The organism is Psychromonas sp. SR45-3 (genome assembly GCF_014163575.1).
Classification (GTDB): domain Bacteria; phylum Pseudomonadota; class Gammaproteobacteria; order Enterobacterales; family Psychromonadaceae; genus Psychromonas; species Psychromonas arctica.
Genome location: NZ_JACJDP010000054.1, coordinates 1 through 21,551, shown reverse-complemented (window position 1 = coordinate 21,551; position 21,551 = coordinate 1). Strand labels below are relative to the sequence as shown.

Below are 21,551 nucleotides of genomic sequence, written 5' to 3'. Positions count from 1 at the left end.
TTGGAGCAGAAAACGATCCGGTGTCAGTTTCTTTGCCTACTTTCTTTTCTGACAAAAGAAAGTAGAGTCGCCGCAAGGGCGAAACCAACGTAAATAAAGATCAAACTGCATCGACGAGCGCAGACGAGCTAAAACCAAAAGCAAACTCATACAAAAAATAATGCCCCAACTGCCACAATAAAACATCAACTCATCATGGACGAACAACCCCACCGTAAAGTTTTCCCAAATCATCAATGGCTTTTAGCAAAGCCAAACAGGATGTTTGGATTAGGCTCGTTTGGCACATGGATGTGCCGTAAGAGCCGGTGCGCTATAAAAGCCATTAATTATTTGGAGCAGAAAACGATCCGGTGTCAGTTTCTTTGCCTACTTTCTTTTCTGACAAAAGAAAGTAGGGTCGCCGCAAGGGCGAAACCAACGTTAATAAAGATCAAACTGCATCGACGAGCGCAGACGAGCTAAAAATATTAACAATAACGATGAATAATGATCAAACTGCTACGACGAGCGCAGACGAGCTAAATACATTAACAATAACGATGAATAATAATCAAACAGACTCGACGAACACAGACGAGCCAAAACCTCAAGCACCCCCAACAAACATTGGCCACTGCCTTCAACTACACCTCCTCCCCTTTGTTATTTCCAATAACCCCATTAACACCAATCTTCGATAACTTATCAACTAACGCCTGCTTTGCTTGATCATCACCATGTACAACAATCACCTTTTTAGGTTGGTGACGAATACGCTTAATAAAATTAACTAAATTATCTTGCCCTGCATGTGCAGAATAACCTGAAATAGTATGTACACCGGCATTAATCGTCAGCTTCTCGCCATCAATAAACACATACCCGCCACTAGGGCCATACTGTTGAATCTGTCGCCCTAATGTCCCTTGTGCTTGATAACCAACAAATAAAATATCCGCAGTGGGTTCACTAATAAAACGCTTTAAATAATTAACGATTCTTCCGCCACTACACATACCACTCGCCGCAATCACAATCGCAGGTTTACTGCGTTTAGCGAGATATTCAACCACTTGCATATGCTCTTTATGCGAATCCACAGTATACAAACTATCAAAATTAAGAGGATGACGACCTTGCTTAACACGGTTTTTAGCTTCTGCATCCCAAAGTGTTTGAAACTGCTGATAATACTCAGTGAATTTAGCCGCCATAGGTGAGTCAACAATCACTTCAATATCCGCTAAGTTTTTAAACTTAGTATGAGAAATAATCTGCTCAAGCTCATACAACAACTCTTGTGTACGACCAATACTAAAAGCGGGGATCAGCACCACACCATTATCAGCAATCGCTTTGATGAGTATTTTTTCCAAACCTTTTGCGCGATCACGCCGACCTTGATGATTCTTATCACCATAGGTACTTTCAATAACAACAATATCTGCACGATAAGGGCTTTTAGGAGCAGCAAGCAAAGGAGAGTAGGTAGCACCAAGATCACCGGAGAAAATAATGCGGGTAGATTTATTCGATTTTTCTTTTGAAGGTAACTTGGGTGAGCTGCTATCGCTAGATTTAACATCAACCTCAATATAAGCAGAGCCCAAAATATGCCCTGCAGGTTGAAACTTAACCTTTAATGCGACTGCCTTAATTACTGCGGGCTTAAGTGCTACAGCCTTAACTTTAGTGCTATTAAAGTTATCTGTACGACCCTCATCAGAAGCAGCCAATAAAGAGATGGAATGCCATTGTTTATAGGGGACTGCAATCAACTGATCTTTTAAGCGCGCTAAACAAGCCTTAATAATAGACTGATTACGAGTCACCCCTACTTTCAACGCATCTTCAATCACCATCGGTAATAAAGCGGCCGTCGCCTCTGTAGCGATAATAGGGCCAGTAAAACCAGCTGCTAATAAATAAGGGATCCGCCCAACATGGTCAATATGACAATGCGTCACCAATAACGCTTGTACAGTCGAAATATCAAACTCAATGGATAACAAATCATCGTCACTGCGGCCCGAAGTTTCGGCGCCTTGAAATAATCCGCAATCCACTAACAAACTATGATGGTCATCAACAATAAGTTGATGACATGAGCCTGTCACCCCATTAACCGCACCATGATGAAGTATCTGCATCGTTAGCCCCTTAGTTTAAGAATCTACTTAGACTGTAGTCATCAGTTAATCAGCAAACAAGTAATAAGCTTCACCTTTGTGCTATCAAAGTACTTAATTCTATATTGTTCAATTATAAAGAAACACTTAAACGAAAAAACAGGTCGCAGCTTGTTTAAAATGAGTTGTTGATAGTATAAGTAGGTTAATTATTTTGTAAGTAAATTAATGGTGTTTGTAGTGGTACAGCTTTTAGTAACCAGAATAGTGGATTAATGATTTGTAAGTTTCGCTAAAATTGTTAACTCTCATCATTTCTCGTATAGCACTGCTTAAAATTTTATTGTTTTCCGTGCTGTGCATGAAATGATACTGTTAAATTATCTAACTAAGGAGATGAACATGAGTACTAACACTATTTTACCGTTTCATATGGCCTTCCCAGTCGATGATCTAGAAGCTGCACGTCATTTCTACACAAATTTACTTGGATGTAGTGAAGGTAGATCATCGGATAATTGGATTGATTTTGATTTCCGTGGGCATCAAATCGTTGCTCATTATGCACCAGAAGAATTGACTAAAGCACAAACGAGTGCCGTCGATGGACATAGTGTGCCTTGTCGCCATGCAGGCGTACTCATGGAGATGGATGATTGGACTGCAACAGCCGAACGCTTGAAAAAGGAAGGTATTAATTTTGTGATTGAACCCTATATTAGATTTAAAGGCGAACCAGGAGAGCAAGCGACGATGTTCTTTAATGATCCTGCAGGGAATGCGATAGAGCTAAAAGCATTCAAAAACCTTGATCAGTTGTTTGCTAAATGAAGGCATTACCTCCCATTCCTTTTGTCAGTAATATTGATAATGATGATCGCCTACAATGGCTAGAGTATTTACAAGCCGCTCTACCAGACTTGCAAGTAGCCGCATTTGAAGATCATAGCATTGAGTATTGGCAACAATCTAATGTTGCCATTGTCGCTAATCCTGATCCAGAGGACCTAAAACAACTTAGCAACCTTAAATGGGTACAGAGTGTATGGGCTGGCGTCGAAAAACTGGCAGCGGCACTACCTCAAGATATTGCGATCGTAAAGATGACTGATCCACAGCTAGCGAAGACCATGGCTGAGGCTGTGCTTACCATGGTGCTTTATTTACATAGAGATCTTCACACTTATGCAACGCAACAACGTCAACGTATATGGAAACAGCACCCAGTAATGCTTCCAGAGGATTGCCAAGTAACCGTGCTTGGACTTGGCGCTTTGGGGCGTGAGGCTTGTGCATCCTTAGTTCAACAAGGATTTACTGTATCGGGGTGGAGTACGTCTCCAAAATCGATTCCCAATGTACGCTGTTTTCACGGTGAGCAGGGTTTAAAAACATCACTCAATACGTCAGATATTGTGATCGTGCTGTTGCCATTAACTGACAATACACAAAGTCTTCTGAATCAAACCCGTTTATCGTATCTTAAACAAGGAGCATCAATCATCAACTTTGCTCGCGGACAAATCATTGATACGAGAGCCCTACTGAAAAACCTCGAGTCCAATAGACTCAAGCATGCTGTACTAGATGTTTTCGCCACCGAGCCACTGCCAATTGAAGATAAGCTATGGGACATACCTAACATAACTATTTTACCTCATGTATCAGGACCAACGAATATGAAAACAGCTTCTAAAATTGCAGCAAAACATATTTTGTCATTCATCGAGTCAGGTTGTATACCTGAAATAGTCGACCGAGAAAAAGGCTATTAAAAAGAGTATTCTGGTCAGGTTAGTTATCGAGTATTTGGGTAAGTAAAACATCATAAAGAGTACAGTTAACTTTTAACAACCGACACGTACTTTTTAGAAGAAAAAGTATCTCACACAGGTGTCAAGGCCACCTAGTTCGTATTCCCCTTTTTTAACACATTCACTTTTAAGAGATAAAAAAATCCCCGAATAGGTATGACGATTATTGGGGATTTTTATTTTTATATAAAGAAAATTACTAAAGAAGCATACAATATAATCTGATAAATATTTATAATTTAATATTCATCACTAACTGATTTGTATTGTATTGATGATTTTTTTCGCTGCAGCTTCAACCGTAAATTCCTTATGCAATAATACAGTCGCATTATTCCCTTGGTTTGTACGGTAATCAGGTTCTAAATATTTAATAGCAGCAGCCAATAGTTTGTTATCTTCACCATTGATAAAAATATTTCCTGCATCATTATCATTAACAATATCAAGTAAATCATTTCCAGGGTTAACACTACCTAATATTGGCAGTGACTCAACCATGTACCCTAATAATTTCCCTGGGAAATTATGAGCAGTATGGCTGCGGGCTAATGAAAATAACCCGACATCAACTTCTGATAATAGATGCTTAAACTCATCTTGAGTAATAGAAGGTAAGTAAGTGAAATTATTTAAATTCCAATCTATAGCTAATTGATTAATTAGCTCAACTTCATCCCCCTGTCCGACAAATAAAAAGTGGGCTTGTGGATATGTTTGCATATTACGCACTAAACGCATTAAATTTTCCGTGTCTTGTGCATGACCAATATTACCACCGTAAAAATAAATAATTTTATCTTTTAAATTTAACTTATCTCGATAACTGAAATTTAAAGTAAGTTTATTAAATGGAGAAAATGCAGCCCAATTCCTTAAAAGAGTGATCTTATAACTATCGCTAGTTAATTGATTAAATAAAGTAATATTATTCTTAGACATTAACCCTATATTATCAGCGGCCTCATAATTTAATTTTTCAAAATGTCTAAAATACTTTTCAATTAAAGAATCTTCTTTTATCAGGCCTTCATCCACAGCCCACTGTGGGAATAAATCTCGCAATACTAAGAATGATCGACAACCACAAGTTTTTTTAAGTTTAGTAACCAGACCAGAAAAGAAAATGGAAGGTGAGTAATAAATAACAGCATCAAAAGAATTATTTTCAACTTTTGATTTGATCGCCTTCCAAGCTCTGGTTGAAAGTAATGTTTCATTTATTGCACGTTGTATTTTTCCAATATCTTTGATTTTACCGCTTTGAAATTTCCAAATCGTAACGTCATCGAGTATAGATATTTCTAGTGCCTGCTTTTGATTAAAAGAGGGAGTAATAATAACAACATCATGCCCGCATTTCACAAACTCACATGCAAGCTCATGAAACATTTTAGCCCCGACTCTTGTACTATTGGGTAGATAATCATCAATTAGTAAAGCTAATCGCATTTAATATTTCTTCCAAACAACTCGATTAATGTAATCAGTATAAGAGTGGATAATACGCACCACTTTATCCGAAACATTAGGCATCGAATAATCTGCGACCTGACGTAATGTTCTTTCATCACCACGGGCTTGAGTTTCTAATATTTGTAACGCCTGCATAACACGTTTAGGTTCAAGTCCAACCATCATTACAGCAGCTTCTTCCATACCTTCAGGCCGCTCATGAGCTTCACGTAGATTAAGTGCAGGGAAGTTTAAAATTGACGATTCTTCATTAATGGTTCCACTGTCAGAAAGCACTGCTCTTGCTTCTTTTTGAAGTTTTACATAATCTCTAAAACCAAGTGGTTTTAACAATTGGATAAGTGGGTGGAATTGAATGTTTTGTGAATCAATACGATTTTTTGTTCGAGGATGTGTAGAAACGATAATAGGCTCACCATACGTTTCAGCCACCAAATTAAGTGACAATGCTAGTTTCTCAAGGTTAATATCTGAATCAACATTTTCTTCACGGTGCGCACTAACTACAAAATATTGACCTGATGTTAATTCTAATCGAGACAATACATCTGAAGCATCAATAACGTCAGCATAATGAGTCAGTACTTCACACATTGGGCTACCAGTCTTTATAACTCTGTCTGCGGGTAACCCCTCTGCTAGTAAGTATTCACGAGCAATATCGCTGTAAGTAAGGTTAATATCAGCAGTATGATCAACAATCCGACGATTAATTTCTTCTGGTACTCGCATATCAAAGCAACGATTACCCGCTTCCATATGGAAAATAGGTATCTTGCGTCGTTTTGCAGGGATTGCAGCTAAACAACTGTTAGTATCACCTAAAACTAATAGAGCTTCTGGCTGTTCTTTTTCTAACACCCCATCAACAGCAATAATAATTTGACCAATAGTTTCTGATGCATTTTTACCAGCTGCATTTAGAAAGTAATCAGGTTTGCGTACACCAAGATCATCAAAAAATATTTGGTTTAGTTCATAATCATAATTTTGACCAGTGTGTACAATAGTATGTTCACAATGCTCATCTAACTTAGCCAATACACGAGATAAACGAATAATCTCTGGTCGCGTGCCGACAATACTTACTACATGTAACTTTTTCATTTTTAAACCTTAAAATTAACAGTGTCAGGCTTTTCACGGTCAAATATTTCATTTGCCCAAAGCATAACAACTAACTCATTATCACCAATATTAGTCACGTCGTGCGACCAACCAGGAGCTGTTTCAACAATACGGGACTCTTTGCCATCGATAATCAGCTCATAAGATTCACCCGTGCTGATATGTCTAAATTTAAATGAAGCTTTACCATTAATTACTAAGAATTTTTCTGTTTTAGTATGGTGATAATGACCACCACGGGTAATGCCAGGATGAGCCGTAAAAAATGAAAACTGGCCTGCATCTTTAGTTTTAAGCATTTCAACAAATGTACCCCGCTCATCACTATGGCGAGTCACATCATATGCAAACTGTTCAGGAGCAAGGTAACTGATGTAGGTTGAATAAAGCGCACGAATAAAACCTTCGCCTACTCTAGCAGAAATCAGACTCTCACGACTTTCTTTAAATTCAGCAAGCAATGCAGCGACTTCACCAACCGTAGTTTGGTAAACCGGTTCAACTTGATTATATTCTTCTGCAGTTTGTGATGTTGCGCTTAACAGGCCAACGAACGACTGACAAACATCATCGATATAAACAAGATTAAGCGCTGCATCTGGGTTGTTAATTGTGATTGGCAAATCATTCAGCGTGTTATAACAAAAGGTAGCAACTGCTGAATTATAATTTGGACGGCACCACTTACCAAAAACATTCGGTAATCTGTATATGGAGGTCTTTGCCCCTGTGCTTTTACCATAGTCAATCACAGCTTTCTCCGCACCCGCTTTGCTCACTCCGTAAGGGTTATCTAGCTCAGCTTGAATTGAAGAAGTTAAAACAATAGGTGTTCTTCGTTCACATTCTATAAGAGTATTTAAAATACTTTTAGTTAAGTTCGTATTACCGATTTTAAATTCATTTTCATCTTTAGGGCGATTAATACCGGCAAGATGAAAAATAAAATCAGCGGTTTTAACTTTTTCATAAATACTGATTTCAGTATCATCACGTGTGATCTTATCAATATGGTTAAAACCAGCTTCTTGTAAAAATACACATAAATTTTGACCAATAAAACCACTGGCACCTGTTACTAAAATATTCATTTAAACACCTTCAGGTACAATCAAATTGCCCGCTTCAATTTCTCGCATGAAATCCAGTTTGCGAAGCAATATTTTCATCCCTTCGATATCAAGACGTTCAGTATTGTGTGAATTATAATCTTCTATTTTTGAAAGGTCTTTTTCACCTTCTTCCGTATATTGTGCATAATTAAGATCACGATTGTCCGCAGGAACACGGTAATATTGGCCTTGATCTTGCGCAACAAACATCTCCTCACGGCTACATAGTGCTTCAAAAAGTTTCTCACCATGGCGAGTACCAATCACATTGACTTTATGCCCTGGTTTACCAGTCATCTCAAGAATAGCTTTTGTCAGTACTTCAATTGTTGCAGCCGGGGCCTTTTGGACAAAAATATCACCGTTAGCGCCATGGTCAAAAGCATGCAGTACCAAATCAACCGCAGAATCTAGTGTCATCATAAAGCGCGTCATAGAAGGGTCCGTTAAAGTAATTGGGGTATCTTCGATTATTTGACGAATAAATAGAGGAATAACAGAGCCGCGGGAAGCCATTACATTTCCGTAACGCGTACCACAAATAATGGTATTGGTGTTTTCCAAGTTACGGCTTTTAGCAACAATTACTTTTTCCATCATTGCCTTAGAAATACCCATCGCATTAATAGGGTAAACCGCTTTATCTGTACTCAAACAAACAACACGACTAACACCATGGAAAATAGCAGACTCTAAAACATTCTCAGTACCTAGTACATTTGTCTTAACAGCTTCAAGAGGATAAAACTCACAAGATGGGACTTGCTTTAATGCAGCAGCATGAAAAACATAATCTACACCACGCATAGCTGTTGAGATACTTTGAGAGTCGCGTACATCACCAATATAAAACTTAAGCTTTTCATTATTAAAAGCTTTACGCATATCATCTTGTTTTTTCTCATCACGAGAAAAAATACGGATTTCTTTAATATCAGTATTCAAGAAACGCTTTAAAACTGCATTACCGAATGATCCTGTACCACCAGTTATTAATAAAACTTTATTTTTAAACATATTATTCTCGACTTCAGTTAATTATTTTCTTAAAGACTATTTCCAATAGTCTTATTAAAGGCTATTTCCAATAATCTTTAAATAAGATTTTGCGCGATCTCTCGCTGTAGGCAGATTGTTTATGATATTTATCCCTAGCTTTTTTTTCTCCTCTCTAACTTGCAGGTTAGAAAAAGCACTATAAATTGTATTTGCAATATTTTCAGCGTTAAGGGGGTTAAAATAAAATGCAGAATTTTTACAAAGTTCCTCAACAAAAGGGTACTTTGATGCCAAAACTGTTGTATTCATTTTCATTGCTTCAATGGGGGAGGCAGAAAAACATTCTAACAAACTAGGGAAAATAAGAGCATCTATTGATTGGTAAAATGCAGGGCATTGGGAGGCACTGATTTCACCAACAGAGAAAAAGTTCTTTTTCTCTGTAAAACCACACAAATTCATCTCCGACTCACTGAAAGTAAAAAGAAAATTACATTCCATTTTATGTTTAACACGTAATATTTCATCAACCTGCAATAGTATTTTTACATTTTTATGAGCATAAGGGCGACCAATAAAGCCAAGTGTAACTTCATTGCGCATATCAAATTCAAACGGCAATTCAGACCAAGCTACTTGGTCTTCATAAATAGATGAGACACAATTACTAACGACTGATATATTATTTGCATCTATTCCTTTATTGACCAAAGCCTTCTTAATATGCTTTTGTTCAACAATTAATGCATCATAGTGACGAAAATACCATGACTGAATACCAAACTTAAATTTATTTTTAAGCCACTCTTTAATTGATAATTGTTCATATGCAATATTTTTTGGATATGCAATCCAAGCCTGAGCAAAGCCACAAATGTGTTTAAGCACTGGAAACTTATAATAAAAGGGACCAAAAACAGTAAAACATAAATCATACCCTTCAAATAACTCTTTTTGTTGTTTAGATAGATGGCTGCTTCTTGAAACATCACAAACATTAAAAGAATCGAACTTAGAAGTATTTATATCTTCAGGCAGGTTTTCATAAACCTTTTGAGAACAAATAACTGATAAGTTAAATTCCTGTAGCTTATATAATTCAGAAATGAATGATGCGGCAACCTGAACGCCTCCGCCAACATGTAAATTAGATGCATTTATCAGGATTTTATTTTTAGCCAAGTTGTAACCTACTTTTATAATGATAAAGAATATACCCAGCAAGGACTGCTATTATTATTTTACAAGTCAATGCAAAAAAGTAAGGCAATAAAGAAATAAATAAATAAATAACATATATTACCAACAAGGAAAATATAAAGCCAAGCAATAGACATATGCTGATGTAGTTTAATCTTAGAACGAAAGTAGAGGTTAAATAATGCAAGAAGCAAAGAGCTGCATATGAAATGACAGTTGCCCAAGCAGCCCCCTCAATTCCAAAATTAGGGATTAACCATAAGTTTAATAGAACATTGAGACACAAAGCAATGGACGTCGCTAAAGAGATATAAAGTGTTTTCTTCTCATAAAAGACAAAATTTGCATAAGTCATATATATATGGATCAATGCATTGCCGATAATAATGATAGGAATAATTTGAATACTTTGATAATAGATTTTATCCGCAAACAAAAACACTGCTTCTTCACTAAAAAGAATAGCTAAAGCACTAAAATAACCGATAACAACAGCACTGCTATAGGCAACTTTTTTGATTCTTAATTTATTATCTTCATTTATAAACTGAAACAGCTTTGGCTGCCATGAGGAGTTCCATGCCATAATCACGACAACAATTGCCATACCAAGATTATATGAAAAGGAGTAGATCCCAGTTGCAGCCTGACCAAGTTGATCATTAATGATAAACCTATCGATTTGTGACAATAGGTTATTTGTTAATGCGTGAGGTATAAGAGGCAATGCAAACAATAATGCTGAGCGAACGTGTTCATACTTAAACTCTATAACCAACAAACGATAAACTTTAGGGGCTATAATAAGTAATGCAAAGCTAGCAACTATAAGCTGCGCATATAATTTAGAGAGGTATTGGTTTTCAACAAGCAATAGAGCAAACACAAAAATCAACAACAACTCTATTAGTTTACTCAGCACATTAAACAATGAAAATTCTTTACTTTTCCTAGCTGCGATGAGGTATCCCGTATATAGATTAAACAACGTGAGCATTGAACAAATAATTAAAACATAAAATATGTCCTGCTCTTCCAAACCAAATATATTGCTTAGGAACTCCAAATAAAGGGGAGACAAAAGGATAACAACAAGTTGTAAAGGAATTAACAATGACAAATTTGAGAAGAGATAACTACCAAAATCGTTTTTAGTGCGCATATATCGATTCGATATTGCATTTTGAATATTAAAACTTAAAAATACAAAAAGAATAGAAATTGCAGCACTAATTAAAGATAGCTTACCGTACTCAGAAGGGGTCATCACCCTTGATAATAAAGGTAATGATATAAATAAAAAACCTTTTACAAATAAATCAGAAAAGAAATAGTTAATAAAATGCTTTACTGTTTTATTGGTCATACGTCAGAAATCCGGTAGGCACTTATTTGTTCTTCGTCTCTTGCTTCAAAATTTATAGAATTTACATTTCGACAATACTTAGCATAGCTACTTTCAATTTCTGAAAGAGCATTATCAAAGCTAATCTGATCGTTTAATTTAAATACTATCCCAGTAACCGGATTTATTACCAAGTCTTCTAAACATCCGACATTCTCACTCACTACAACTGGCAGACCAAACCATAATGCTTCATCAATAACCAACCCCCAAGGCTCTGAATATGATGGTAAAATGAAAACATCATGCTCTTTATAAACTACTGATAACTCTTCATTATTTATATAACCCAAGAATGAAATATTTGGATTTGCGGATAACCTGAGTTCATTTAATAATGGACCATCACCAGCAATTGTAAGGGATTTTCCGTTATCATTAAATTTATCAACTAAATACTTTAAATTTTTCTCTTCAGAAACTCTCCCAACATACAAGTAATTTAATTTATTGTTTACGATAAAATTTTTAACAGCCCTACTTGAAGTCCTACTTGGTATACCAACCCCTTTAGTTAAGTGTATTTTCCCCGAATAATTAGCCTGTTGAAGTATTTTTGTTTGCAAAACACCAGAAGGAAATGCATGTCCAATATTTTTTAGAATAAGCTTTTTTATAAACCAAAGTATTCCAGTAGATTTTGTTTCGATAATGCTGCTTTCTAGCTGAATACAATTCTTAGACGTAGGCAGTAAAAAAATCAATGGAATCAACTCTATTAACTCCCAGCCCGGCACGATAAGTCGATTGTAATTGGTAAAAAAAAGAATTTTTGACAACTTCATAAACGAAAGAAACTTATTCCTCTTTTCGTAAGAATTTGAAAATAGAAAAACATGCTCAAATTGCATCTCACCTTGACTAAAGTCACTAGAGCGAATAGACGATGAACTAGACATAAATATTACTTTTATCTTTAATATTTTTGAAAGGTGATTATAAAGGTTAATCTTATAGAAAGCGGGTAGGTTGGTGATTATTAAATAATCATAAGGTTTGTTATACATCAGAGTCCATTTTATCAAAATTTTTTATTTTTTTAATTACACCAAGATACTAATATTGTTTTTTTTCAAAAAAAGTGTTGAAAACACGCTCACAGTTTTTATTATCAGAGTATCTATTAATGATCGAGTTAGTATCTCTACGCTGGTTAGAGAATTCATCGTCTCCGCTTATCAGTGTATTTACCTCTTCAGTTAAGCTATGTTGCGAATAAACTTTCCGACCAGGGGTCCAGAAATCAAATGGTTCTAAGGTATATCCACCACGGGAGCTGCCGTATTCCAGCAGATCTGGTACCAAAAACACAATCGGCCTATCCAACACTAAAAAATCAAAATAAACTGAAGAGTAATCTGTAATCAAAATGTCTACTTTGGATAATATATGATTGATATCTATTTTTTTAAACTTTAATGTAGGTGAGTTTAACACTCTAATATTAGTTCCTAGCTCTCTCCCCATAAAAGTATCCTCTTCAAAAGGGTGGAGCTTTATCAACAAAAGAATATTTTTACTTTTTAGGAAGTTATTTAATGCTTCAACATCAAAATCATCAACTCTAAGAAAATTATTCTCATTAATAGCCCCTCCATCAGCTCCCCCTTCGCTACCATTGTTCCTATTAACTACATTCGCTCTGAATGTAGGCGCAAAAAAAACTAAAGTATCATAGTTTTCATTTATTCCGAGTTTAGATAAACACTTTTCATCATCAAACAAATAGTCATTTTTGGGCTGCCCTGTAATTAACACCTTATTCGCTTTCTCCCTGAAAGCAGCTGAAATTATTGAACGTGTAACCTCTGATGTAGCTATCCGATTAGCGGAATAATCTGCCATTTGAAGATATTCCGATTCTCCTAAATAACCAACCTTTTTTAACGGCATTCCATGCCATAAACTAATATACTTTTGATTTAACCCTATTGTAGAAACCATTTCATTATGCGTGGTGAGTATATATTTACTTGTGACGTAATAGTACAAAGCTATCAAAGTAGAGCTTTTTCTACTTTGATAATCTAGAGATGATTCCGGTTCACCTGTAATTAACCACACAATCTCATACTCCGGATAATGTTTCACTAAATAATCGCTAAATGCTTTTGCATTACCAGAATAATCAGGAATACTCTTAAATAGGACTCTCTTTTTCTTTTTTGGTATACATGTATTGACAATTGAAAAAATATATTTACTTAGCTTGCTAATTAATTTCATAGTTTATTTACTTACATAATTAATAAAGATAATTCAGTGTGATTACTGATGTGTGTATTTAGAACTACCATAAAAGTTGCAACACACTCTAATCGTAAACTTCTCGGCTAAATAGCTTATTCAATGAAAGTAGTGCAAGGGTGTAAAATATTCCTATCCATAGAAAATCTGACATAAACCCTCGTAGACACATAATAAACCAACCTAAAAAAGTTAAATATAAACAGATGCAATATGCTTTATAATATCTACTCTCAATAAATTCACATCTTAAAACTGTATTTGCATAAATATACTTGCAAACGTAGCCAAGGCAAAACCAAATTAAAATAATTCCTAGCAAACCTCCGTTTACATATGCATCACCAAATATCCCCGCAACCATCCCACCACCGTTGAAATATGCTCCAGAATAGAATTCATTAGCTACAATTCTTGATATCGCTTCAGGTTTATCTACCCAGATAGATCTTGGTACAAATAGGAAAAATGATCTTGCAATCCCTGACTCAGGGTGTATGAAGTTATTTTCAATTATCATAGTGAACGTTTCAAATGTGACAAACGTTTCCATAGAGGTTATCGATAATTCTAATAATTGGGAGATATTTGCATTTACTAGTAAATCATAAAAAGACGAAAAGAAGCTTCCACTTTCAGATTCCATTCCTCTCTTTAACAATAATATCGAAAATATAAAAGGAGAAAGAAGCAGAGCTGTCACGACCATAAATAATTTAATTTTAAAATATTTAAAGTAGACCCCGAATGCACACCAATAAATTAATGCTTCTATTAGATGAAACCTTGTAGGAGACATTGAATGCACTGCGATAAAACAGAGTGAAATAATAAAATAATTCTTTCTGGACTTTGAAGCATAGTAGCTCGCTAGCAATACTATAATCATACTTTTTAGTTTTATAAAAATTTGAGAGTATATTGCACCTTGAGACTTGTTTTGGAAAAGTTCTGCATAACTATTAATAGGTTCATATGTAATAACAGCCCAAACAAGGTATAAGATAGCAATGACCCCAATATAAGGTAGCGCACTACTAACAATATACCTAGGCACCCTTTCTTTGTAAGGAGCTACCACATTTGATGCATAATAACCTACAGAAAATGATATAACTGCACATATAAATATCACCCAGTATATAAAATCAAAATATCCCAAATAAAACATTGGGATAACATAAAAAAATATACAACCGATAAAGAATACAAATAACGGGTGAAAATAGGCTCCACCATGAGACATAGTAAATCCTAAAATTGTGTCTGAATTAAATGAGTTAACTTATTATACATAAGGGACCTTAAAACTAACCTAACCTCGCAGTTTAATTAAAGTTTCATTAATTAAACTACTTGATGTGCCTTTGGTATAGGGAAAGTATATGACTTTGCAATCAACTTTAGCTAAATCAGCTTCATGCTCTTTCCATTTATCTGTTTCATACCAATCATCTCCAACAAAAAGATAACTTGCATGATTTTTCTGAGCAGATGCAGCTTTATCCATGTTATTTTGAGGTATAGCAACATCAACATACTTGCATGACCTAACTACTTCGATTCGCTCATGATAAGGGATAACAGGTTGTTTTCCCTTATATGAGACTAACTCATCAACTGTTACACCAACTACTAGCTTATCGCACATAGCTTTTGCATTTCTGAGTAAGTTCACATGCCCAACATGAAACAAATCATATACACCGCTTGTATATCCAATAATCATTTTAATACCTTTAAGTTATTTTGAAACCACAGATCATAAGAAGATAGGTTATCTGGGTTGTTAAATATTTTTGTTAAATTAACAGGAAACCCGACTTTTTTCTCGAACGCAAATTTAGTCCCAAGATATTTTTCAATCATTTTTCTAAGCGGGATTTTCCCTAACTCCTTCCCCATCAATTCGTCTTTAGAAAGCTTTGCTGCAAACTCAAATACATGGTGATTTGCAATTGGTTCTCTTCCCTCTATGCCAGCCGCCATCAATGCAAAATCTAAGCGTCTGAATAAAACCGGCATGTGGTAACGAATAAAAAACCAACGAACCATTTCGAAAACTGATTTTAAGTTTTTTGACTGAAACAAATCTGCAAATTTTTTGTAAAGCTCAGAGTTTTCTTTGGGTGGTTTATAACAATATAAATTTAAGAAAATATCTAGATCAAAAGTTGATGTGTTGGCAGCCCACTTAAAGACTCTGTCATAACCACCAAAAAACTCATCAGCTCCTTCTCCAGAAAGTAACACTTTTATACCATCATCAGCAGCAACTGTAGCTACCCTATATAAAAGCACTTCATTTGGAACTGACATAGGTTCCCCACGTAAATCCAGCAAGTAATTAAAACTTTCTAAATATTCATTGGCTTGGCATTCGACAATGTTTAGACCATTTATTGGGTTCGATTTTAAATATTCGATATCTTCATCACCATCAAAGCCGATGGTATAATACCGATTAAAATCACCTAACTCTTTCATTAAGTTACTATCAATTCCACGACTTAAAAGTAAACCAACTGGAGCATCAGAAACAAGGCGAGTAGTAATTCCTTTTTTAATACTTTCTTCCAGCTCTTTATCTGTTACCGTTTCATAACTACCTGACAAATAGCCTATGCAATCAAAGTATTTACCAGCCTTCAAGCAATGCCCAGGCTCAACAGAGTTTACATTAGTAAAAAATGAACCAGAAAAAATTGGCGCTCGAGTGGCATAATACTCTTCTATAGCATGGTCATTTACAGAAAGGTCAAATAGCTCTTTAAAGACTTTAGGCTCTGAAGAAAAGCTAATGTAGTCGCCATCAACATGATAAAACAAAGGCTTAACACCAAATCTATCTCGACATGCATTTCTTAATTGGCCGTGCTTATCGACATACACGAATGCAAAGAAGCCATCTAATTCATTTGGGTTCATTTGCCCAGTGGCAAGTAAATCACTTAGTAGTTTTGAATCACTAGTATAATCACACTTGAAATATTTTATTCCTAACTCTTTATAGTTAAGTATCTCACCATTGAAAACTAAAATACCGCCATTACCATCAATAACAGGCTGGTTTACACCAGAGTTTATATCAATAATTGATAGCCTAGAATGATAAGCGCGCCAACCTAAATGCGAAACTAAACCAGAGGAAGCATCAGGCCCTCGAAATCTTAAGCAACTTTCAATTGTTGAAAGACTACCATTATTAACTGAAGGGTTATTTGAAATGAATATTCCACACATTGTATATATTTATATCCTGTTATTACTTGGTTAAAAAATGGAAAATTTTAGTATTGTTATAGCTATAATAAAATTTCTGAATCACACGTAAACAGCATAAGTTTCAATTTAAAGCCTCTACTTCAAAATAACCTACAAGACACTTTTCATTCATTTTGAGACAGACTGTTTATTTAAAAGGCTTATGAAACATTGGTTTCACTTACATTTCCTAAAAGGCCCCAATAGGTCCTTTCACAAAAAAGTTCTACAAACATAAACACCAGTTTTTAATAACGTAAAGCTCATCGAATATAACTAAGCTTTGTCGCTTTTATAAGCGTAATTGTAATAACCATAGCCATAGGTGCTGCTGGCTTTTTTCTCAACGGCGTTGAGGATAAAGCCTTTTACTTCTATCCCAGCCATATCAAAACGATGTAATGCCACTTCTACTTCTTTGGCTGTACTTTTATCAAAGCGACCTACCATTAAGGTTGTACCGGCTAATGCTCCGACAATACTTGGGTCTGTTACGGCTAACACAGGGGGGGTATCAATTAAGACTAAGTCATATTGCTCAGAGGCAAACTTGATGAAGTCGCTAAAACGTGGGTGCATTAATAACTCAGACGGATTCGGTGGTACTTGTCCGCGCGTTATGATGTCTAGGTTATCAATACTAGTTTTTTTGATCACTTCATTAATTTGAAGTTTACCCGATAGCATTTCTGACAAACCATTCTCTAACGGTAATCCAAAATGGCGTTGTAAATAACCTTTACGCATATCCGCATCAACCACTAATACTTTTTGCCCTGTTTTTGCGACTACCGCTGCAAAGTTAGCGGATACAAATGATTTACCAATACTAGGAGCAGGACCTGAGATCATCACTACGTTGTTCTTGGCCTCCATCATGGCAAAGTGCAAGCTGGTACGTAGGCCGCGTAATGCTTCAATAGAGAGATCTGCAGGGTTTGCTTCTGCTAATAAAATAGTTTGTGTGTTATGGCTTTGCTTTCTATGGTGCTTATTACCTTTACGTAGTTTTATTAATTTACTGTCTAATTTTTCCTGCCATACCGACTTAGGAATACTGGCATAAACCGGCAAACCTAATGCTTCTACTTCTTCAGGGCTTTCAATGCCTTTATGGAAGGCCGCTTTTAACAGCACAAATGCAACACTTAGCATCGCGCCTAATAACGTTGCCAATACAGCAATTAAAGGCTTTTTAGGTTTGATCGCGATATCAAAAACTTGTGCTTCATCTAATATGCGAACATTACCAACTGTGCCTGCTTTTAATACACTTAACTCTTGTACTTTATTTAATAACTGAATATAGATTTGTTGGTTTACTTCCACATCACGTGTCATACGTAATACTTCACGCTGTGTTTTTGGTAGTTTTTGAATGCTGCTATCTAAGTCATCTTTTTTAAGTAACAGGGTTTTACGCTTGTCTAATAATGAAATGTAAGCAGGATGATCTTTGGTGAAACGTTGGCTAATATCCGCTTCTTTAAATGTAAGATCATTTAATTGTTTCTCTAGCTCGACCATCACTTTTAATGTTGATTCAGCTTCTAAATTTAAATTAATCGATTCATTTTTTTGGCGGAAGTCGTTTAATACATCTTCAGCTGAGTTCAATTCTTTTTTGATATTCGGTAGGTGTTGTTTTAGAAACACTAAGCTTTTTTCAGCTTCAGCGGAATTACGTTCAACATTTTGTAAGAAGTAATTTTGGCTAATATTGTTTAATATTTTTCCAATTAATAATTTATTTTCACCTTCAAATGATAATGATAGAATACCTGTTTGTTTGCCACGTTCATTTACTGCTAAGCTTCCTTGTAGCCATTGAATACTCTTTAGTTTACTACGCTTACTTAAGCTGAATCGCGCACCTTCAGCTGCACTTAACGCTTGTACAAACAAACGATAACCGCCTTTTTCAAGTGGCTCCCCTACTTTACCCTCTGCAATCTGATTACCTTCGCCATCAAACAAAGAAAATAAACCTTGTTCTGCATCATCAACGACTAACTCAATCGCCGCTTCTGCTAAGTAATCTGGCACATCAAAACGGCTAATGGTGATATTGGCTTGTTCACCAGATAATCTCGCCAAGCCTTTACCAATAATAGGTGTATAGATAGGCTCAGCTTGAACCGTTAAATTAAGTTCATCGACTGTTTTGCCTAAAATCATGCGTGATTTAATGATTTCAACTTCGGTTGTGGCCGATGATTCACTGGAAAACAGGTCGCCCATGTCGCCTACCATTGCAGACATACCAGAGCTTTTGGTTTCAACTTGTAATAGTGCATCGGCTTTGTAGACAGGCGTCGCCAATAAGGCATAGGCAACACCACCGACAGCAAACAAAGTGGTAACAAAAAGTATCAGCCACTTACGATCTAATAACAACCCTAACAATTTACCGAGGTCAATCACATCTGCATCGGATTGTTGATTTTTACTCTCGGCTTTTTGAGAATGGCTTCTTTGATTTATCGTGTTGCTCATAATTTTTCTTATTATCTGCTGTAATTAGTACCAGTGAAGGTAACTATGAAAATAGTGACTAAACATAAGCCGTGATTACTAGTAATTAGTCGCTTAGTCTTGAATAGCTAGTAATGTATAGCTTAGTAATGAGTTGCTTAGTAATTAGTTTCTTATAAGTTAGTTGCTTAGAGATGAGTTACTTAAAGCGCATTAACCAAGTTTTTTAGCCCAAGACATCGCACCTTCTTCAATCATTTTAAAGGCATGTTCAAACGCTTCTTTACTTTGACGGTAAGGGTCTGGAATGTCTTCCTGCCCAACCCAACGGCTTAATAACATGGTTTTGCCACGCGCCTCAGGTGCAATATTGGTAACCGCTTCAACATGGCCTTGTTCCATTACTAATATTAAATCGTACTCATGACATAAATCTGCGGTTAATTGCTGCGCTTGATGACCTTCAAGGCTAACACCGTGCTCTAATGCGACTTGGCTTGCCAGCGCATCGGCAGGTTTCCCCACTAAAGCCCCCACACCTGCAGAAGCTACTTGTTTATTTTTTAGTAAACTTTTAAGTAGAAACTCACCTGTAGGTGAGCGACAAATATTCCCTACACACACAACCAAAATCTTATCAAACATGCTTGGTTTTCTTCCCTTTTACTACTGTTTTGTTTATCGTCAAATGTTTCATTATTGAAGCGGTCATTCTTGCTAACTCTTTACTATCTAATACAGTAATAACTTTTTATTAATCTATTATCAGACGTTATTAATCTATTATTAGATACTGAATACACAGCAAAAAGTTTAACCATTACCAGTTACGAACGCGTAACATACCTTCAGTTAAATCATTAAATGCTGAAATAGTCGGCACTAATTGTCGTATAACTCGGTTGTAACGTTCAATCGGCGCTGCAGTGACATAAACCACATCATAAGGTTGTAGTTTAAAGTCAGTACCAATCACTAATGCCGCAGCATCACTAATATTTAATTGGTAAATATTTGCCACTAAACGCTCAGGACGGCCGTTTTCAGTTGCGCTGACTTGACTAACGTTAATTTGATCGGCATTTGTTTCAGCAACCGTGCTTGTTGAGTTTGAATTTAACTCATTTTGTTCATTAAACGCATCACGGCGTTGTTTTAAGAATGCTTCATTATTAGTATCACGCTCAGCACTACGTACAACAAAAATACCTGTTGCATCGGCTGAAAGTTCATTGATACCACCAACACTGCTTAATGCTTCGGTTAATGTCATGCCATCACGATCAATTTTTAACATTTCAGGGTTTTTCACATCCCCTAGTACAAATACTTTTTGCGCATCGTTACGTGGGACATGGATAATATCGCCTTTAGCAATCAAACGATTTTGTGTTAAATCCCCTTTTTGCATCAACTTATATAACGAGATAACTTCTGACTGACCGTTTCTGGTTAAGTTCACATTACGCCAATCAGCCGTTGTGGTTAATCCACCGGCAAGGTTAATTGCATCTAGCAGCGTTAATGGAATATTAGTGATAGGTTGCTTACCAGGGCTAGTAATTTCACCAGTCACATAAGCTTGTTGTGAACGGAAAGCGGCTATACTCACATCCACTTGTGGTGTTTCAATGTATTTAGCTAAGCGTTTTGCTATATACCAACGAATTTGAACAACTGTTTTACCTGCCACAGGAATAAAACCGATATAAGGGTAAAAAATGCGTCCATCAGCGTGTACCCAATGGCCCGCTTCTTCTGCACTTCGGTACGAACCGGCTGGAATGGTTAATTCTGGGTGATCCCAAACCGTAATATTTAAGATATCACCAACGCCGACTGTGTATTCGTAATCAGCGATTTGCTTGTCTAATTCATTATTGACTTTACTAACGTTGATGCCTTGGTCGCTACTTTTAGCATAAGCAGTCACAAACGAAGAGGTCAATGGATAGACATTAATTTGTTCTACTGGCATGTTTTGTTTTTGTTCATCACTTAAATTAGATTCATCAAATGTATTTTTATCACTTAATGAAAGAGAAGAGCCTGGGATAGTGCATCCGGAGAGTAGCAATACAAGGCAAATAGATAATGTACTTTTAGATTTATAAAACATGATTTATATTACTCTCAGTGATTGAATAGGAATGTGAATAACGCCATAGCTTGTTCAATGAGAGCTTGGTTGGGCACATCGTTTTTATTCACTTTGTTACCATTCCCTTGTATCCATTCACTGTCACCATCCTATGGTGCTGTTATGGTTTAACGCTCATTGCCTGCTCTATCACGCAATATTTTAATTTTTAGTTTATTA

17 protein-coding genes are annotated in these 21,551 nt (G+C 36.0%); 2 read left to right on the top strand and 15 right to left on the bottom strand.

Going from position 1 to position 21,551, the window contains the following annotated elements; translation table 11 throughout:
• Positions 1-626: 626 nt before the first annotated feature.
• Positions 627-2,132, bottom strand: a complete 1,506-nt coding sequence (locus H5084_RS18110) for an MBL fold metallo-hydrolase RNA specificity domain-containing protein (RefSeq protein ID WP_182692067.1) — start codon at positions 2,130-2,132, stop codon at positions 627-629.
• A gap of 381 nt (positions 2,133-2,513) precedes the next feature.
• On the opposite strand from H5084_RS18110, the gene H5084_RS18105 reads away from it, so the two are divergent.
• Both H5084_RS18105 and H5084_RS18100 read left to right on the top strand, forming a co-directional pair.
• On the top strand, positions 2,514-2,942 hold the full coding sequence (locus H5084_RS18105) for a VOC family protein (RefSeq protein ID WP_182692066.1): 429 nt from the start codon (positions 2,514-2,516) through the stop codon (positions 2,940-2,942).
• Complete coding sequence (locus H5084_RS18100; protein ID WP_182692065.1) at positions 2,939-3,886, top strand: glyoxylate/hydroxypyruvate reductase A; 948 nt, start codon at positions 2,939-2,941, stop codon at positions 3,884-3,886. The genes H5084_RS18105 and H5084_RS18100 overlap by 4 nt, the downstream gene beginning before the upstream one ends.
• A 291-nt stretch (positions 3,887-4,177) precedes the next feature.
• Here the strand turns inward: H5084_RS18100 and H5084_RS18095 are convergent, their stop codons facing one another.
• From H5084_RS18095 to H5084_RS18030, 14 genes are all read right to left on the bottom strand, one after another.
• Positions 4,178-5,377, bottom strand: a complete 1,200-nt coding sequence (locus H5084_RS18095; RefSeq protein WP_182692064.1) for a glycosyltransferase family 4 protein — start codon at positions 5,375-5,377, stop codon at positions 4,178-4,180.
• On the bottom strand, positions 5,378-6,508 hold the full coding sequence (gene wecB / locus H5084_RS18090; protein ID WP_182692062.1) for a non-hydrolyzing UDP-N-acetylglucosamine 2-epimerase: 1,131 nt from the start codon (positions 6,506-6,508) through the stop codon (positions 5,378-5,380).
• Between the two features lie 2 nt (positions 6,509-6,510).
• Complete coding sequence (gene wbjC / locus H5084_RS18085) at positions 6,511-7,620, bottom strand: UDP-2-acetamido-2,6-beta-L-arabino-hexul-4-ose reductase (protein ID WP_182692060.1); 1,110 nt, start codon at positions 7,618-7,620, stop codon at positions 6,511-6,513.
• Entirely contained in the window at positions 7,621-8,658 is a 1,038-nt protein-coding gene (locus tag H5084_RS18080) for a polysaccharide biosynthesis protein (RefSeq protein ID WP_182692058.1), read from the bottom strand.
• Positions 8,659-8,712: 54 nt separating this feature from the next.
• Positions 8,713-9,822: a glycosyltransferase gene (locus H5084_RS18075; protein WP_182692056.1), complete on the bottom strand. Its 1,110-nt coding sequence runs from the start codon at positions 9,820-9,822 to the stop codon at positions 8,713-8,715.
• Entirely contained in the window at positions 9,815-11,206 is a 1,392-nt protein-coding gene (locus tag H5084_RS18070) for a lipopolysaccharide biosynthesis protein (RefSeq protein ID WP_182692054.1), read from the bottom strand. The genes H5084_RS18075 and H5084_RS18070 overlap by 8 nt, the downstream gene beginning before the upstream one ends.
• Complete coding sequence (locus H5084_RS18065; protein ID WP_182692052.1) at positions 11,203-12,144, bottom strand: glycosyltransferase family 4 protein; 942 nt, start codon at positions 12,142-12,144, stop codon at positions 11,203-11,205. Before H5084_RS18065 ends, H5084_RS18070 begins: the two co-directional genes overlap by 4 nt.
• 157 nt (positions 12,145-12,301) lie before the next feature.
• The gene (locus H5084_RS18060; protein WP_182692050.1) at positions 12,302-13,471 is read right to left on the bottom strand and encodes a CDP-glycerol glycerophosphotransferase family protein; all 1,170 of its coding nucleotides are present in this window, start codon (positions 13,469-13,471) and stop codon (positions 12,302-12,304) included.
• Between the two features lie 88 nt (positions 13,472-13,559).
• Positions 13,560-14,738, bottom strand: a complete 1,179-nt coding sequence (locus H5084_RS18055) for an O-antigen polymerase (RefSeq protein ID WP_182692048.1) — start codon at positions 14,736-14,738, stop codon at positions 13,560-13,562.
• Between the two features lie 69 nt (positions 14,739-14,807).
• Positions 14,808-15,221 carry an adenylyltransferase/cytidyltransferase family protein gene (locus tag H5084_RS18050; protein WP_182692046.1) on the bottom strand — a complete coding sequence of 138 codons (414 nt, stop codon included), beginning with the start codon at positions 15,219-15,221 and terminating at the stop codon, positions 14,808-14,810.
• Complete coding sequence (locus H5084_RS18045) at positions 15,218-16,735, bottom strand: asparagine synthetase B (protein ID WP_182692044.1); 1,518 nt, start codon at positions 16,733-16,735, stop codon at positions 15,218-15,220. The genes H5084_RS18050 and H5084_RS18045 overlap by 4 nt, the downstream gene beginning before the upstream one ends.
• A 297-nt stretch (positions 16,736-17,032) precedes the next feature.
• A complete protein-coding gene (locus tag H5084_RS18040) occupies positions 17,033-19,252 on the bottom strand; it encodes a polysaccharide biosynthesis tyrosine autokinase (protein ID WP_182692042.1) in 2,220 nt (739 codons plus the stop codon).
• Positions 19,253-19,444: 192 nt separating this feature from the next.
• Complete coding sequence (locus tag H5084_RS18035; RefSeq protein ID WP_182692040.1) at positions 19,445-19,876, bottom strand: low molecular weight protein-tyrosine-phosphatase; 432 nt, start codon at positions 19,874-19,876, stop codon at positions 19,445-19,447.
• A gap of 175 nt (positions 19,877-20,051) precedes the next feature.
• Positions 20,052-21,350, bottom strand: coding sequence for a polysaccharide export protein (locus H5084_RS18030; protein WP_182692038.1), 1,299 nt, complete (start codon positions 21,348-21,350; stop codon positions 20,052-20,054).
• Between the last annotated feature and the right edge of the window lie 201 nt (positions 21,351-21,551).

Bases quoted from the DNA above. Each gene is read 5' to 3' on its own strand.
- H5084_RS18110 (WP_182692067.1), bottom strand. From the start codon at position 2,132: ATGCAGATACTTCATCATGGTGCGGTTAATGGGGTGACAGGCTCATGT.
- H5084_RS18105 (WP_182692066.1), top strand. From the start codon at position 2,514: ATGAGTACTAACACTATTTTACCGTTTCATATGGCCTTCCCAGTCGAT.
- H5084_RS18100 (WP_182692065.1), top strand. From the start codon at position 2,939: ATGAAGGCATTACCTCCCATTCCTTTTGTCAGTAATATTGATAATGAT.
- H5084_RS18095 (WP_182692064.1), bottom strand. From the start codon at position 5,377: ATGCGATTAGCTTTACTAATTGATGATTATCTACCCAATAGTACAAGA.
- wecB (WP_182692062.1), bottom strand. From the start codon at position 6,508: ATGAAAAAGTTACATGTAGTAAGTATTGTCGGCACGCGACCAGAGATT.
- wbjC (WP_182692060.1), bottom strand. From the start codon at position 7,620: ATGAATATTTTAGTAACAGGTGCCAGTGGTTTTATTGGTCAAAATTTA.
- H5084_RS18080 (WP_182692058.1), bottom strand. From the start codon at position 8,658: ATGTTTAAAAATAAAGTTTTATTAATAACTGGTGGTACAGGATCATTC.
- H5084_RS18070 (WP_182692054.1), bottom strand. From the start codon at position 11,206: ATGACCAATAAAACAGTAAAGCATTTTATTAACTATTTCTTTTCTGAT.
- H5084_RS18065 (WP_182692052.1), bottom strand. From the start codon at position 12,144: ATGTCTAGTTCATCGTCTATTCGCTCTAGTGACTTTAGTCAAGGTGAG.
- H5084_RS18060 (WP_182692050.1), bottom strand. From the start codon at position 13,471: ATGAAATTAATTAGCAAGCTAAGTAAATATATTTTTTCAATTGTCAAT.
- H5084_RS18055 (WP_182692048.1), bottom strand. From the start codon at position 14,738: ATGTCTCATGGTGGAGCCTATTTTCACCCGTTATTTGTATTCTTTATC.
- H5084_RS18050 (WP_182692046.1), bottom strand. From the start codon at position 15,221: ATGATTATTGGATATACAAGCGGTGTATATGATTTGTTTCATGTTGGG.
- H5084_RS18045 (WP_182692044.1), bottom strand. From the start codon at position 16,735: ATGTGTGGAATATTCATTTCAAATAACCCTTCAGTTAATAATGGTAGT.
- H5084_RS18040 (WP_182692042.1), bottom strand. From the start codon at position 19,252: ATGAGCAACACGATAAATCAAAGAAGCCATTCTCAAAAAGCCGAGAGT.
- H5084_RS18035 (WP_182692040.1), bottom strand. From the start codon at position 19,876: ATGTTTGATAAGATTTTGGTTGTGTGTGTAGGGAATATTTGTCGCTCA.
- H5084_RS18030 (WP_182692038.1), bottom strand. From the start codon at position 21,350: ATGTTTTATAAATCTAAAAGTACATTATCTATTTGCCTTGTATTGCTA.